Here is a 15,017-nt window from a genome sequence, read left to right as displayed (position 1 = left end):
CGGCCGTGACTGGCTCGACCCCTCCTTGGAAGCGCCGCTCCCGCAAGGGGGCGGACCCGGGGCCCGATGACGGCCCCGACGGCGTGCGTGAAGACGAGCGGGGCTCCTCCGACCAGGGAGCGGCCTCGCTCGAACGTGCGCCCGACATGGCGTCGGGGGGCGCCTTGGACGAGCAGGGGCGCCTGCCCGTACCGGTGGACGCTCCGGCGCCGGTCGCCACCCGGCGCGCGGCCGTCGTCCGCGCAGGACTCAAACAGGGCCTGAAGGTCGGGGCCCGCAAGAGCGGTGACCGGGCCAGAGCGGGGCTCGCGTACATCACCGACCGGATCATCGAGATCGCCCCGCGGATTCCCGTACGCGATCTCGCGGCCCTGCGTGCCCAGTTCCCGGGGCTGGGGCCCGAGCAGATCGCCGACAAGCTCGTCGCGGGGGCCGCCGGCGCGACCTCCACGGTGGGTGCCGGTGTCGGGGCCGCCGCGATGCTGCCGGCGCCGCCCGCCATGCCCGCGGAGCTGGCCGCCGAGATCACCGGGGTCGCCGCGATCGAGCTGAAGCTCATCGCCGAACTGCACGAGGTGTACGGGGCGCGGCCGCCGGGGAATCTGCGGCAGCGCAGCACCGCCTATCTGAACTCCTGGTCCTCGGAGCGCGGCATCGACGTGACCAGACCCTCCACGATCAACTCCGCGCTCGGCGGACAGATGAAGCGGCAGCTGCGGCAGCAGATCATGAAGCGGATGGTGCGGAACCTGCCGAACCTGATGCCGTTCCTGGTCGGCGCGGCCGTCGGGGCGGTCATGAACCACCGGGACACCAGACGCCTCGCGGAGCGGATCCGCAAGGACCTGCGGCGCACACAGGTGCCCTGGGAGGCACTGCCGGAGCTCCCGCCGCTGGAGAAGCCGGCCGACCCCCTGACGGTGGGGGAGCTGCCGAAGGAACTCGGCGGGGGCTGAGCGGGTGCGGGCGGGCACCGCCGGGACCGTGCCGTCGTGGCCCCGCCCAGCGAGGGCGGCCGTACTTCCGGCGGCGGCCGTCTCCCGGCGGTAGGAGTTCGGCGAGAAAGCGCCCCGCCGGAGCCCGCGGCGCGTTACGCGGTCGCCCTCGCCGCCTCCAGGGCGGCCACCAGACGCTCCGGTTCCCGCGTCGACAGGTACACGTACGGGGTCGGGTCGGCCGGGTCGGTGACCGGGACGCGCAGGGCGGTGGGAATGTAGGCGCGCAGGAGCATGAACGCGTGGGGGTTGGCCTTGTACGTGCGCCAGGCCTGGGCCTCCTCGCGGTCCAGGATCTCCGGCTCGCCCAGGGCGCTCACCGGGATCTTCGCCTCGCCCGCGATCAGGGAACCGCCGACGACGCGGATGCGGACCGAGCCGTAGGAGCTGGCGACGACCGCCGCGACCGCCGTGCCGCCGGCGAGCCCGCCCAGGAGGGGGAGGGTGCCGAAGGGCAGCAGGATGAGGGCCATCGAGACGCCGACCAGGAAGCACACGAGCCACCAGGTGCGGGGCGCGGTGAGGCGTTCTTCGTACGGCGGGGCGGGGAGCTGCATGGCGTCTAGCTTGGCACGGGCGCCCTCGGGCCCGGGAATGAGGGGCTTGCGAGGGGAAACCCTGCCCGCAGGGACGGTGGCCGGAGGCTGACGGGCGGGTAAGGTCTGCGCCTGTGAGAGGTACTTCCGCGGCCCTGCGACCCCCGGCGGACGCCAAGGCGCCCGTACGGCATCCCGATGCGCCCGCCCCCGGCGAGCCGCTCGGCGCGCACTACGGGCAGTGTTTCGGCTGTGGCGGTGAGCAGCCCCACGGGCTGCACCTGGAGGCGACGGCCGGTGAGGGCGTCACCCTCACCGCCGAGTTCACGGTGCGGCCCGCGCACCAGGGGGCGCCCGGCCTCGCGCACGGCGGGGTCCTGGCCACCGCCCTGGACGAGACCCTCGGCTCCCTCACCTGGCTGCTGCGCACCATCGCGGTGACCGGGCGGCTGGAGACGGACTTCCTGCGGCCCGTCCCCGTCGGCACCGTGCTGCATCTGCGGGCCGAGGCGACGGCGGTGGCGGGACGGAAGATCTTCGCGACGGCGGAAGGGCGCATCGGCGGCCCCGACGGTCCCCTGGCCGTCCGCGCCGACGCGCTGTTCGTCGAGGTCAAGGTCGACCACTTCATCGACCACGGGCGCAGCGAGGAGATCCAGGCGGCCATGAACGACCCGGACCAGGTCCGGCGGGCCCGCGCCTTCGAGGTGAACCCGTGAGCGACGGCCGTACCCCTCTGGACGTCCTGATCCGGCGCGTCGACCCCGAGGTGCCGTTGCCGGAGTACGCGCAGCCCGGTGATGCGGGAGCCGATCTGCGCACCACGCAGAGCCGGGAGTTGAAGCCCGGCGAACGGGCCGTACTGCCCACGGGAGTCTCCATCGCGCTCCCGGAGGGGTACGCGGCCTTCGTACACCCACGGTCCGGCCTCGCCGCCCGCTGCGGCGTCGCCCTGGTGAATGCCCCGGGGACGGTTGATGCCGGGTACCGTGGGGAGATCAAGGTGATCGTGGTGAATCTCGACCCGCATGAAGCCGTGCGGTTCGAGCGCTTCGACCGGATTGCCCAACTGGTCGTCCAGCAGGTCGAGAAGGTGCGCTTCCAGGAGGTGGCGGAGCTTCCCGACTCGGCGCGGGCCGAGGGGGGCTTCGGGTCCACCGGCGGTCATGCCGCCGTGGGCGGCACAACAAGCGGCACAACGGGTGGGAATCGATACGCTTCGGTCGTATCCGACCGGGAAGGACAGTGACGTGTTCGGACGTCGCAAGAAGAAGGGTTCCGCCGAGGACGCGGCGGACGCGGCGAGCGAGGCCGAGCAGGTCGACGGCGTCGCTGGGGACGTCGACACCGAGGCGGACGAGGTCGAGCGGGAGCGTGTGCGGCTCGAACCGGAGCCCCGCCCCGACGGGCCGTGGGACAGCACCGAGGTGCGCGAGCCCGGCGAGGGCCGGGTGGACCTCGGCGGCATCTTCGTGCCCGGAGTCGACGGCATGGAGCTGAGGGTCGAGGTCGCGGGTGACGCGATCGTCGCGGCGACCGTCGTGCTGCGCGACAGCGCGGTCCAGCTGCAGGCCTTCGCCGCGCCCAAGCGCGAGGGCATCTGGGGCGAGGTCCGCGAGGAGATCGCCTCCGGCATCACCCAGCAGGGCGGTGTCATCGACGAGGTCGAGGGCCCCCTCGGCTGGGAGCTGCGCGCCCAGGTTCCGGTCCAGCTGCCGGACGGCACCGGCGGCTTCCAGGTCGTGCGGTTCGTCGGTGTGGACGGGCCCCGCTGGTTCCTGCGCGGAGTCATCTCCGGCCGGGGCGCGGTGGAGCCGCAGACCGCCGGGCTGCTGGAACAGATCTTCCGGGACACGGTCGTCGTCCGCGGCGAGGGCCCCATGGCCCCGCGCGACCCGATCGTCCTGAAGCTGCCGAACGACGCGCAGATGGTCCCCGAGGGGGTCCAGCAGGACGAGCAGGGCGGTTCCCGCTTCTCCGGGGGCATGGGCCAGCTGCAGCGCGGACCGGAGATCACCGAGGTGCGCTGAGCCTTCGCCGCCCGCAAGACGGCCCACAGGCCGTGAAGGGGCCGTACTCCCTGGTGGAGTACGGCCCCTTCACCGTGCGCGGGCCGTCCGTCCGGGGCGCGTCAGGGTTGCGTCAAAGAGCGGCTCCGGCGCGTCTTCCGCCCTCTTTGCCGTGATTATTGGCCGTAGGGTCGACGCTGCGTAGGCGGCGGTCACGGGAAGACAATGGGGACATGGGACGCGGAAAGCTCCGGATCTACCTCGGCGCGGCACCGGGCGTCGGCAAGACGTACGCGATGCTGTCCGAGGCGCACCGCCGGATCGAACGCGGCACCGACTGCGTGGTGGCCTTCGTCGAGCACCACGGCCGCCCGCGTACCGAGGTGATGCTGCACGGTCTCGAACAGATCCCGCGCCGGGAGCTGGCGCACCGGGACGCGGTCTTCACCGAGATGGACGTGGACGCCGTCCTCGCCCGGCGACCGCGCGTGGCCCTGGTGGACGAGCTGGCCCACACCAACGTGCCCGGCTCCCGCAACGACCGGCGCTGGCAGGACGTCCAGGAACTGCTCGCGGCCGGCATCGACGTCGTGTCGACCGTCAACATCCAGCACCTGGAGTCCCTCGGTGACGTCGTCGAGTCGATCACGGGCGTCCGGCAGCGCGAGACCGTGCCGGACGAGGTGGTCCGGCGGGCCGACCAGATAGAGCTGGTCGACATGTCGCCGCAGGCGCTGCGGCGGCGGATGGCGCACGGCAACGTCTACCAGCCCGACAAGGTCGACGCCGCCCTGTCGAACTACTTCCGCCCCGGGAACCTGACCGCGCTGCGGGAGCTGGCGCTGCTGTGGGTGGCGGACCGGGTCGACGAGTACCTGAACGCCTACCGCAGCGAGCACCAGGTGTCGCGGATCTGGGGATCGCGCGAGCGGATCGTGGTCGGGCTGACCGGCGGCCCCGAGGGGCGGACCCTGATCCGGCGGGCCGCACGGCTCGCCGAGAAGGGCGCGGGCGGCGAGGTGATGGCCGTCTACATCGCCCGCAGCGACGGGCTGACCTCTGCCTCGCCCAAGGAACTCGCCGCCCAGCGCACCCTCGTCGAGGACCTCGGCGGCACCTTCCACCACGTCGTCGGCGACGACGTCCCCGCGGCGCTGCTGGCCTTCGCGCGCGGGGTCAACGCCACCCAGATCGTGCTCGGCGTCTCGCGGCGCAAGAGCTGGCAGTACGTGCTCGGACCGGGCGTCGGCGCGACCGTCGCCCGGAACTCCGGACCCGACCTGGACGTCCACCTCATCACCCACGACGAGGCGGGCAAGGGGCGCGGGCTGCCCGTCGCCCGGGGCGCCCGGCTGGGCCGGGGCCGGATGATCTGGGGCTGGTTGGTGGGGACGGCCGGACCGCTGCTGCTCGCGCTGGTGCTGGCCGGTTCCGCGACCGACCTGGGGCTCACCAACGACATGCTGCTCTTTCTGACGCTGACGGTCGCCGCGGCCCTGCTGGGCGGTCTGCTGCCCGCCCTGGCCGCCGCCGTGCTGGGGTCGCTGCTGCTCAACTGGTTCTTCACGCCGCCCGTCCACACGCTGACGGTCGACGACCCCACGAACATCGTCGCCATCGTGGTCTTCATAGGGGTCGCGGTGGCGGTGGCGTCCGTGGTGGACCTCGCGGCCCGGCGTACCCACCAGGCGGCCCGGCTGCGCGCCGAGTCGGAGATCCTCTCCTTCCTGGCGGGCAGTGTGCTGCGCGGCGAGACCAGCCTGGAGGCGCTGCTCGCAAGGGTCCGGGAGACCTTCGGGATGGAGTCGGTGGCGCTGCTGGAGCGCGGGAGCGACGTGGAGCCGTGGACCTGCGCGGGCAGCGTGGGGCCCGGGCGGGTGGAGCGCCCCGAGGCCGCCGACGTGGACATGCCGGTCGGCGACCACATGGCGCTCGCCCTCTCCGGGCGCGTCCTGCCCGCCGAGGACCGCCGGGTGCTGGCCGCGTTCGCCGCGCAGGCCGCCGTCGTCCTGGACCGGCGGCGCCTGCAGCAGGAGGCCGGCCAGGCCAGGGAACTCGCCGAGGGCAACCGCATCCGCACCGCGCTGCTCGCCGCCGTCAGCCACGATCTGCGCACCCCGCTGGCCGGGATCAAGGCCGCCGTCTCGTCCCTGCGCTCCGACGACGTGGCCTGGTCGCGGGAGGACGAGGCCGAGCTGCTCGCGGGCATCGAGGAGGGCGCCGACCGGCTCGACCATCTCGTGGGCAACCTCCTCGACATGTCCCGCCTGCAGACCGGCACCGTCAGCACGCTGATCCGTGAGATCGACCTCGACGAGGTGGTGCCGATGGCCCTGGGCGGGGTTCCCGAGGGCAGCGTCGGACTGGAGATCCCCGAGAGCCTGCCCATGGTCGCCGTGGACCCCGGGCTGCTGGAGCGGGCGGTCGCCAACATCGTCGAGAACGCCGTCAAGTACAGCCCGCCCGGCACGCCCGCCCAGGTCTCCGCCAGCGCCCTCGGCGGCCGCGTGGAGGTCCGGGTCACCGACCGGGGCCCCGGCGTCCCCGACGAGGCCAAGGACCGCATCTTCGCCCCCTTCCAGCGCCACGGGGACGCTCCGCGCGGGGCCGGCGTGGGCCTGGGCCTGGCGGTCGCCCGCGGCTTCGCCGAGGCGATGGGCGGCACCCTGGACGCCGAGGACACGCCGGGCGGGGGATTGACCATGGTCCTCACGGTGCGGGCCGTGGAGAAGGGTCCCGGGCCCGATACGCCCCCGTCGTCGGGCACCGGCCCGGCCGTGGACACGTCTACGTGGGCAGACGCCGTCCCGTCGGGGGGCACGGCCGCCGACGCACCGGTCGGCACGGCCGCATCGGCAGAGAGGCGGGGCAGATGACCCGGGTGCTCGTGGTCGACGACGAGCCGCAGATCGTGCGGGCGCTCGTGATCAACCTCAAGGCACGCTCGTACGAGGTGGACGCGGCCCACGACGGGGCGACCGCCCTCGCACTCGCCGCCGCGCGCCACCCCGACGTCGTGATCCTCGACCTCGGGCTGCCCGACATGGACGGCGTCGAGGTGATCGACGGGCTGCGGGGCTGGACCCGGGTGCCGATCATCGTGCTCTCCGCCCGCCACACCTCCGACGAGAAGGTCGAGGCCCTGGACGCCGGCGCCGACGACTACGTCACCAAACCCTTCGGCATGGACGAACTGCTCGCCCGGCTGCGCGCCGCCGTCCGGCGCGCCGAGCCCGTCGGGGGAGAGGAGGGCGACGTGATCGTGGAGACCGACGACTTCATCGTGGACCTGGCCGCGAAGAAGGTGAACCGGGACGGCAGGGACGTCCGGCTGACCCCCACCGAGTGGCACCTCCTGGAGGTACTGGTCCGCAACACCGGGCGCCTGGTCAGCCAGAAGCAGCTGCTCCAGGAGGTCTGGGGGCCGTCGTACGGGACGGAGACCAACTACCTCCGGGTCTACATGGCCCAGCTCCGGCGCAAGCTGGAGGGCGATCCGTCGCGGCCGAGGCACTTCATCACCGAGGCGGGGATGGGTTACCGCTTCGAGAAGTAGCCGGGGGTACGGCTTCGTCTGCGGGCCCCGGTACGCTTTTGTCATGAGTGCTGTTCCTCGTTCCGAGAAGCCGGCGGGCCGGTTCCGGCGCATGCTCGACCGGCTCTCCTCGTCGCAGACGGACCTGGAGTCGGAGGAGCTGCGCGAGGACGCGGACACCGCGGGCTGCACCCGCATATGTGACTGTCACGACCGACAGGTAGTGACGGTTACTGGTACCTTGCGCACGGTCACGCTGCGCCCCCGGGCCGGTGTCCCCGCCCTGGAGGCCGAGCTGTTCGACGGATCCGCCGCGCTGGACGTGGTGTGGCTGGGCAGGCGCTCCATCGTCGGGATAGAGCCGGGCCGCAGGCTGATCGCATCCGGCCGGGTCTCGATGAGCCGGGGCCGCAGAGTGCTGTTCAACCCGAAGTACGAACTCAGACCCCTCGGACGGGAGTAGCCGGTGACGTCGCTCGACAAGCCGACGGAAGACGCCCAGCGCGGCGTCCACGCACAGGGCGGACAGGACGGCTCGCAGGACTCCAGGGCGGTGACGGAGGCCGCGCTGTTCGAGGCGTTCGGTGGCGTGCGCGGCATGGTCGAGACCGTGCTCCCGGGCCTGCTCTTCGTCTCCATCTTCACGATCAACAAGAACCTGCACTTCGCGGCCCTCGCGGCCCTCGGCGTCTCCGTCCTGCTGGTCGTGGTGCGGCTCGTCATGAAGGACACCGTCAAGCACGCCTTCAGCGGTGTCTTCGGGGTCGCCTTCGGCGTGGTCTTCGCGATGATGACCGGCAACGCCAAGGACTTCTACCTGCCGGGCATGCTGTACACGCTGGGCCTCGGGCTCGCCTACATCATCACCACCCTGGCCGGGGTGCCGCTGATCGGCCTGATGCTCGGCCCGGTCTTCAAGGAGAACCTGTCCTGGCGGACGCGGAACCCCGGCCGCAAGAAGGCGTACGCCAAGGCGAGTTACGCGTGGGGGGCGATTCTGCTCGCCAAGTGCGCCATCCTCTTCCCGCTCTACTGGTGGGCCGACACCACCCAGTTGGGCTGGGTGCTCATCGCCCTGAAGATCCCGCCGTTCCTGCTCGCGGTCTGGCTGACCTGGATCTTCCTCGCGAAGGCTCCGGCGCCCATCGACGTGTTCGCGGAGATGGAGGCGGAGGAGCGCGCGGCGGAGGAGCGGAAGGCCGCCGCGCGGGCGGGCGACTAGGCACCCGGCGGTGGTGCGGGCCTCGCGGGGGCTGCGCCCCGGCCGCCTGCTCTCGGCCTGAACGGCCTCGTCCTCGAACGCCGAACGGGCTGAGGGTGCCTGGACCGGGCTGAACAGGGCGCAGGGACCGAAGGCGACGAAGACTTGGGGCGCCCGGAAATCTCCGGGCGCCCCGAGCTCGTATCGGACCCTGCTAGCTCGTCGCGTCCTCGCGGCGGACCGACAGCAGGTCCTCCAGCTGCTCCTCGCGGGCCTGGGCGGCCACGAACAGCAGTTCGTCACCCGCCTCCAGGGAGTCGTCCGGGGTGGGGGTGAGGACCCGGGTGCCCCGGATGATCGTGACCAGGGAGGTGTCCTCCGGCCACTCGACCTCGCCCACCTGCGTGCCGGCCAGCGCCGACTCGGGCGGCAGGGTCAGCTCGACCAGGTTCGCGTCGCCGTGGCTGAAGCGCAGGAGCCGGACCAGGTCACCGACGCTGACCGCCTCCTCGACCAGGGCCGACATCAGCCGCGGGGTCGACACGGCCACGTCCACGCCCCAGGACTCGTTGAACAGCCACTCGTTCTTGGGGTTGTTGACGCGGGCGACGACGCGCGGGACGCCGTACTCCGTCTTCGCCAGCAGCGAGACGACCAGGTTGACCTTGTCGTCGCCGGTCGCGGCGATGACGACGTTGCAGCGCTGGAGCGCCGCCTCGTCCAGGGAGGTGATCTCGCAGGCGTCGGCCAGCAGCCACTCCGCCTGGGGGACGCGCTCGACCGAGATCGCGGTCGGCGCCTTGTCGACGAGAAGGACCTCGTGACCGTTCTCCAGCAGTTCGCCCGCGATCGAGCGGCCGACCGCTCCGGCTCCGGCAATGGCGACCCTCATCAGTGACCGCCCTCCTCGTCGGGGCCCTCGGCGAAGGACGCCTCGACCTTCTCCACGTCGTCCGTCCGCATCATCACGTGCACGAGGTCGCCCTCCTGCAGCACCGTCTGGGAGGTCGGCAGAACCGCCTCGCCCAGGCGGGTGAGGAAGGCGACGCGGACGCCGGTCTCCTCCTGCATCTTGCTGATCTTGTGGCCCACCCAGGCCGACGAGGCGTGCACCTCGGCGAGCTGGACACCGCCGGTGGGGTCGCGCCACAGCGGCTCGGCCCCGGACGGCAGCAGCCGGCGGAGCATCTGGTCGGCGGTCCAGCGGACCGTGGCGACCGTCGGGATGCCCAGGCGCTGGTAGACCTCGGCGCGGCGGGGGTCGTAGATCCGCGCCGCCACGTTCTCGATGCCGAACATCTCGCGGGCGACGCGGGCGGCGATGATGTTCGAGTTGTCGCCGCTGGAGACGGCGGCGAACGCGCCCGCCTCCTCGATGCCCGCCTCGCGCAGGGTGTCGCGGTCGAAGCCGACCCCGGTGACGCGCCGGCCGCCGAAACCGGAGCCCAGACGACGGAAGGCCGTGGGGTCCTGGTCGATCACGGCGACCGTGTGCCCCTGTTGCTCCAGGGTCTGGGCGAGGGTGGAACCCACTCGCCCGCAGCCCATGATGACGATGTGCACGACCGTCCTTCCGGTGTCAATAGCTACTGTTCAGCCGAAACGTCGAAAACAGGGTCTCAGACCGTCGCCCAAGCTACACACGTGCGGTCCACCGGGGGCACCCCCGTGCAGACTCCGGTCACATCGTGGGACGACGCCGGCTGATCCGGCGGGCGCTGATCCCCGTCAGGACGCCGAGACCGAGTAGGGAGGCGAGAGCGCCGATCAGCTCCGCGGCCGCGGCCTGCATGGGATCTCCAGAGGGTGAGGTGGACGAGCACGTCACGGTGTTCGTCGTGGACACGGAGCACCACCGGCGGTCGGCAGCGCCTCCCGCAGGGCTGTGTGTCTGCACGGGATTCGTCATATGGACGTGAGGACGCCGTCCATGAGACCGGAGGATGCGTGACGTGACGCACTTCGCAGTCGTCCCGGGACGGATTTCACTCCGGGGCCCGCCGGGATTTCACCCGGATGTGCCCAGAACCAGCCGGGGCGCTTACGATCCTCTGCGTGTCCAAACTGACCGACGTGCCCAAACGGATCCTGATCGGGCGCGCCCTGCGCAGCGACCGGCTGGGCGAAACGCTCCTGCCGAAGCGCATCGCACTCCCCGTCTTCGCCTCCGACCCGCTCTCGTCCGTGGCGTACGCACCCGGAGAGGTGCTGCTGGTCCTCTCCATCGCGGGCGTGTCGGCCTATCACTTCAGCCCCTGGATCGCGGTCGCGGTCGTCGTGCTGATGTTCACCGTCGTGGCGTCCTACCGGCAGAACGTGCACGCGTACCCGAGCGGCGGCGGCGACTACGAGGTGGCGAACACCAACCTCGGCCCCAAGGCCGGCCTCACCGTCGCCAGCGCGCTCCTCGTCGACTACGTCCTCACCGTCGCCGTGTCGATCTCCTCGGGCGTGGAGAACCTCGGTTCGGCCATCCCCTTCTTCGTCGAGCACAAGGTGCTGTGCGCGATCGGCATCATCGTGCTGCTCACGCTGATGAACCTGCGCGGGGTGAAGGAGTCCGGGAAGCTTTTCGCCATCCCCACCTATGTCTTCGTCGTCGGTGTCTTCCTGATGATCGCCTGGGGCGCGTTCCGCGGGCTGGTCCTCGACGAGACCATGCGGGCGCCGACCGCCGACCTGGCGATCAAACCCGAACACCAGGGCCTCGCCGGCTTCGCGCTCGTCTTCCTGCTGCTGCGCGCGTTCTCCTCCGGCTGTGCCGCCCTCACCGGGGTCGAGGCCATCTCCAACGGTGTCCCCGCCTTCCGCAAGCCCAAGTCGAAGAACGCGGCCACCACGCTCGCCGCGATGGGCCTGCTCGCCGTCACCATGTTCTGCGGCATCATCGGCCTCGCCATGGCCACGAACGTGCGGATGGCGGAGAACCCGGCGAAGGACCTCTTCCGTGACGGCACCCCCGTCGGCGACTCCTACGTCCAGAACCCGGTGATCTCCCAGGTCGCCGCCGCCGTCTTCGGGGACGGCACGTTCCTCTTCGTGGTGCTCGCCGCCGCCACCGCCCTCGTGCTGTTCCTGGCCGCCAACACCGCCTACAACGGCTTCCCGCTGCTCGGCTCGATCCTCGCCCAGGACCGCTACCTCCCGCGTCAGCTGCACACCCGCGGCGACCGCCTCGCCTTCTCCAACGGCATCGTGCTCCTCGCGGGCGCCGCCGTGCTCCTGGTGTGGATCTACGGGGCCGACTCCACGCGCCTGATCCAGCTGTACATCGTGGGTGTGTTCGTCTCCTTCACGCTCAGCCAGACCGGCATGGTCCGGCACTGGAACCGCCATCTGCGTACCGAGAAGGACCCGGCCAAGCGGCGCCACATGGTCCGCTCGCGCGCGATCAACTCCTTCGGCGCGTTCTTCACCGGGCTGGTCCTGATCGTCGTCCTGGGCACCAAGTTCACGCACGGCGCCTGGGTGGCCCTGCTCGGCATGGTGATCTTCTACGCGACGATGACGGCGATCCGTAAGCACTACGACCGGGTCGCCGCGGAGATCGCCGCACCGGACGGCCCGAGCGACGACGTCGTCCGGCCGTCGAGGGTCCACTCCGTGGTGCTGATCTCCCGGATCCACCGCCCCACCCTGCGTGCTCTCGCCTACGCCAAGCTGATGCGCTCGCACGCCCTGGAAGCGCTCAGCGTCAACGTCGATCCGGCCGAGACCAAGGCGCTCCAGGAGGAGTGGACGCGGCGCGGCATCGACGTACCGCTGAAGGTCCTCGACTCGCCCTACCGTGAGGTCACCCGGCCGGTCATCGAGTACGTCAAGGGGCTGCGCAAGGAGTCGCCGCGCGACGCCGTGTCGGTGATCATCCCCGAGTACGTGGTCGGTCACTGGTACGAGCACCTGCTGCACAACCAGAGCGCGCTCCGGCTCAAGGGCCGGCTGCTGTTCACGCCCGGTGTCATGGTCACCTCCGTGCCCTACCAGCTGGAGTCCTCCGAGGTCGCCAAGCGGCGGGCGCGCAAGCGGCAGGAGTGGAGCGCGCCGGGTTCGGTACGGCGTGGACCGGCGCACGAGCGGCCCAAGGAGCCGTCGGCCAAGGCGTCGAGCAAGTCCTCGTCCTCGGGCAAGGGGCCGGGGGGCGGCAGCTGACGGGCGCCCGGCCCGGCGTTCGTGGTCGGCGGCCGGACGGCACCCACGTAGACTGGTGGGCTGTTGTCCGGCCGTCGTCGCGTTCCCCATCTTCTGGAGTCACCCCACCATGCAGGCAGAACCGAAGAAATCGCTGGTGGGAGAGGAGTACGAGGTCGAGGTCGGCCCCGTCGCCCACGGTGGCCACTGCATCGCGCGTACGTCCGAGGGCCAGGTCCTCTTCGTACGGCACGCGCTCCCCGGCGAGCGGGTCGTGGCGCGCGTGACCGACGGCGAGGAGGGTGCGCGTTTCCTGCGGGCGGACGCGGTCTCGGTCCTCACGGCCTCCAAGGACCGGGTCGAGGCCCCCTGCCCCTACGCCGGCCCCGGCCGCTGCGGCGGCTGCGACTGGCAGCACGCCAAGCCGGGTGCCCAGCGGCGCTTCAAGGGCGAGGTCATCGCCGAGCAGCTGCAGCGGCTCGCGGGCCTCACGCCCGAGGAGGCCGGCTGGGACGGCACGGTCATGCCGGCCGAGGGCGACAAGGTCCCGGCGGGCGAGGTCCCGGCCTGGCGCACGCGCGTGCAGTACGCGGTGGACGCCGACGGCCGGGCCGGACTGCGCAAGCACCGCTCGCACGAGGTCGAACCGATCGACCACTGCATGATCGCCGCGCCGGGCGTCTCCGAGCTGGGTATCGAGAAGCGCGACTGGGCGGGCATGGCCTCCATCGACGCGATCGCCGCCACCGGCTCGCAGGACCGCCAGGTGATCCTCGAACCCCGGCCGGGTGCGCGGCTGCCGCTGGTGGAGCTCGACAAGCCGGTGTCGGTGATGCGGGTCGAGGAGAAGGACGGGGGCGTGCACCGCGTGCACGGCCGCCCCTTCGTCCGCGAGCGCGCCGACGACCGCACGTACCGGGTCGGCAGCGGTGGTTTCTGGCAGGTCCACCCCAAGGCCGCGGACACTCTCGTCAAGGCCGTCATGCAGGGCCTGCTGCCGCGCAAGGGCGACATGGCGCTGGACCTCTACTGCGGGGTCGGCCTGTTCGCGGGCGCCCTCGCCGACCGCGTGGGCGACAAGGGCGCCGTCCTCGGTATCGAGTCCGGCAAACGCGCGGTCGAGGACGCGCGGCACAACCTCGCCGGCTTCGACCGGGTCCGCATCGAACAGGGCAAGGTCGAGGCGGTGCTGCCGCGCACCGGCATCGAAGAGGTCGATCTCATCGTCCTGGACCCGCCGCGCGCGGGCGCGGGCAAGAAGACCGTCCAGCAGATGGCGTCGCTGGGTGCGCGCCGCATCGCGTACGTGGCCTGCGACCCGGCGGCGCTGGCGCGGGATCTGGGGTACTTCAGGGAGGGCGGGTACCGGGCGCGGACGCTGCGGGCGTTCGATCTGTTTCCGATGACTCATCATGTGGAGTGCGTCGCGATCCTTGAGCCGGTGGCCAAGGGATCCTGAACTGCGGCTTCGGCATGAGCGGGTCGGATGAGCAACGGGCCCTGCTGTCAGCGAAGTTCGGGGCGATTCTGCCGCACCTCGATGAGCGGCAGCGTTGCCTGCCGATAGGGGCGGAGGCCAGGCCCTCGGCCACGGCGGGATCAGGGCAGTCGCCCGTGCCGCCGGTGTCAGGGAGCCCACAAGAACAGCGGCCGTGAATGGGAGCCGAGAGGCGAACCGGTGCGGGTCGACACCCACGACTTCCCCGACCGCGAGCTGGGCAGAGCGGTGCCCTACGGCCGACGTCGCCGCGAACACCGGCCTGGTCAATGTGGGCAACCGACCACGACACCGCCGCGTTCGCCGTCAGGTCGATCCGGCGCTGGTGGAACGGTGCCGGGCGGGCCGCCTGTCCGACGGCCGGCCGACTGCCGACCACCGTCGATGCGGGCGGCTCCGACGGGTATCGCACCCGCACGCGGAAGACCGAACTCGCCCGGTTCGCCGCGGAGGCCGGCCTGGCGGTCACCGTCTGCCACCTGCCTCCCGGTACTGCAACGTGGGACCGGATCGAGCACCGGCTGTTCTCCCACATCACGATGGACTGGCGGGGAAGGCCCCTGAACAGCCACGAAGTCATCGTCGAGAGCATCGCGGCGACCACCACCAGAACCGGACTGACCGTGCATGCCGAACTCGACACCAACCCGTACCCCACCGGCATCCAGGTCAGCGATGACGAGATCGCCGCCCTGCCGATCGCCCGGCACCGCTTCCGCGGCGACTGGAACTACACCCTCCGCCCCCAGCATCCGATGGACACGGCGAGGACCGACAGCACGTCAGACCAGGCCCCGGCGGGCAGACCGCCCCGCCTCACGCGGCTGGAGTTGCCACAGGCGTCGGCGGCCGTCGCGTGCGTCTGTTCGTCAGCCCCGTGATACGACTCGTGGCGCTCCGGATGCCGAGCGCACGGGCGTACGGGACGGGGACGGGCCGGGGTCCGGGGGGAGTCCCATGAGACGGGCGGCGGCCGACCTGGCGTCGTGGGTGAAGAGGGTGCAGGCCAGCCGGAGGGCCAGGAGTTCCCGGGACGGGGCAGGCGATGTCCTGGGCGTCAGTCGTTCGGGTTCACCATGCATGAGGCAAGCGTCGCCGGGGGCGGTGGAGAGGCG

Annotated in this window: 13 protein-coding genes and 1 pseudogene; 11 read left to right on the top strand and 3 right to left on the bottom strand. The window is 71.7% G+C overall.

Features of this window, described 5'->3' with window-relative positions; all coding sequences use genetic code 11:
- Positions 1-5 precede the first annotated feature (5 nt).
- The gene (locus tag ACFU5F_RS12255) at positions 6-956 is read left to right on the top strand and encodes a hypothetical protein (protein WP_383885683.1); all 951 of its coding nucleotides are present in this window, start codon (positions 6-8) and stop codon (positions 954-956) included.
- Between the two features lie 134 nt (positions 957-1,090).
- On the opposite strand, the gene ACFU5F_RS12250 is transcribed toward ACFU5F_RS12255, so the two are convergent.
- Complete coding sequence (locus ACFU5F_RS12250; RefSeq protein WP_383885681.1) at positions 1,091-1,552, bottom strand: DUF3093 domain-containing protein; 462 nt, start codon at positions 1,550-1,552, stop codon at positions 1,091-1,093.
- Between the two features lie 113 nt (positions 1,553-1,665).
- Between ACFU5F_RS12250 and ACFU5F_RS12245 the strand changes: the two genes are divergently transcribed.
- From ACFU5F_RS12245 to ACFU5F_RS12215, 7 genes are all read left to right on the top strand, one after another.
- Positions 1,666-2,250, top strand: a complete 585-nt coding sequence (locus ACFU5F_RS12245) for a PaaI family thioesterase (RefSeq protein ID WP_383885678.1) — start codon at positions 1,666-1,668, stop codon at positions 2,248-2,250.
- Entirely contained in the window at positions 2,247-2,780 is a 534-nt protein-coding gene (dut, locus tag ACFU5F_RS12240; protein WP_383885677.1) for a dUTP diphosphatase, read from the top strand. The genes ACFU5F_RS12245 and dut overlap by 4 nt, the downstream gene beginning before the upstream one ends.
- 1 nt (position 2,781) lies before the next feature.
- A complete protein-coding gene (locus ACFU5F_RS12235) occupies positions 2,782-3,561 on the top strand; it encodes a DUF3710 domain-containing protein (RefSeq protein WP_383885674.1) in 780 nt (259 codons plus the stop codon).
- 212 nt (positions 3,562-3,773) lie between these two features.
- Positions 3,774-6,416, top strand: coding sequence for an ATP-binding protein (locus tag ACFU5F_RS12230; protein WP_383885671.1), 2,643 nt, complete (start codon positions 3,774-3,776; stop codon positions 6,414-6,416).
- Positions 6,413-7,096, top strand: a complete 684-nt coding sequence (locus ACFU5F_RS12225; protein ID WP_383885669.1) for a response regulator — start codon at positions 6,413-6,415, stop codon at positions 7,094-7,096. Before ACFU5F_RS12230 ends, ACFU5F_RS12225 begins: the two co-directional genes overlap by 4 nt.
- A gap of 43 nt (positions 7,097-7,139) precedes the next feature.
- Positions 7,140-7,538 carry an OB-fold nucleic acid binding domain-containing protein gene (locus ACFU5F_RS12220; protein WP_383885667.1) on the top strand — a complete coding sequence of 133 codons (399 nt, stop codon included), beginning with the start codon at positions 7,140-7,142 and terminating at the stop codon, positions 7,536-7,538.
- A gap of 3 nt (positions 7,539-7,541) precedes the next feature.
- Positions 7,542-8,297, top strand: a complete 756-nt coding sequence (locus tag ACFU5F_RS12215) for a DUF3159 domain-containing protein (RefSeq protein ID WP_383885666.1) — start codon at positions 7,542-7,544, stop codon at positions 8,295-8,297.
- A gap of 193 nt (positions 8,298-8,490) precedes the next feature.
- Here the strand turns inward: ACFU5F_RS12215 and ACFU5F_RS12210 are convergent, their stop codons facing one another.
- Together ACFU5F_RS12210 and ACFU5F_RS12205 are read right to left on the bottom strand one after the other, a co-directional pair.
- Positions 8,491-9,168 carry a TrkA family potassium uptake protein gene (locus ACFU5F_RS12210; RefSeq protein ID WP_037700769.1) on the bottom strand — a complete coding sequence of 226 codons (678 nt, stop codon included), beginning with the start codon at positions 9,166-9,168 and terminating at the stop codon, positions 8,491-8,493.
- The gene (locus tag ACFU5F_RS12205; protein ID WP_013000206.1) at positions 9,168-9,839 is read right to left on the bottom strand and encodes a TrkA family potassium uptake protein; all 672 of its coding nucleotides are present in this window, start codon (positions 9,837-9,839) and stop codon (positions 9,168-9,170) included. Before ACFU5F_RS12205 ends, ACFU5F_RS12210 begins: the two co-directional genes overlap by 1 nt.
- 492 nt (positions 9,840-10,331) lie before the next feature.
- On the opposite strand from ACFU5F_RS12205, the gene ACFU5F_RS12200 reads away from it, so the two are divergent.
- The 3 genes and pseudogenes from ACFU5F_RS12200 to ACFU5F_RS12190 form a co-directional block, all read left to right on the top strand.
- Positions 10,332-12,425, top strand: coding sequence for an APC family permease (locus ACFU5F_RS12200; protein ID WP_383885661.1), 2,094 nt, complete (start codon positions 10,332-10,334; stop codon positions 12,423-12,425).
- 109 nt (positions 12,426-12,534) lie between these two features.
- Positions 12,535-13,863, top strand: coding sequence for a class I SAM-dependent RNA methyltransferase (locus ACFU5F_RS12195; RefSeq protein WP_383885658.1), 1,329 nt, complete (start codon positions 12,535-12,537; stop codon positions 13,861-13,863).
- Between the two features lie 171 nt (positions 13,864-14,034).
- Positions 14,035-14,651 (top strand): annotated as a pseudogene (locus ACFU5F_RS12190) (ISAzo13 family transposase); the annotation flags it as partial.
- Between the last annotated feature and the right edge of the window lie 366 nt (positions 14,652-15,017).

It is taken from the genome of Streptomyces sp. NPDC057438 (assembly GCF_042802995.1).
In the GTDB taxonomy this organism is placed as follows: Bacteria; Actinomycetota; Actinomycetes; order Streptomycetales; family Streptomycetaceae; genus Streptomyces.
The sequence above is the reverse complement of the archived record's forward strand: the minus strand, read 5'-3'. Positions and strand labels throughout refer to the sequence as shown.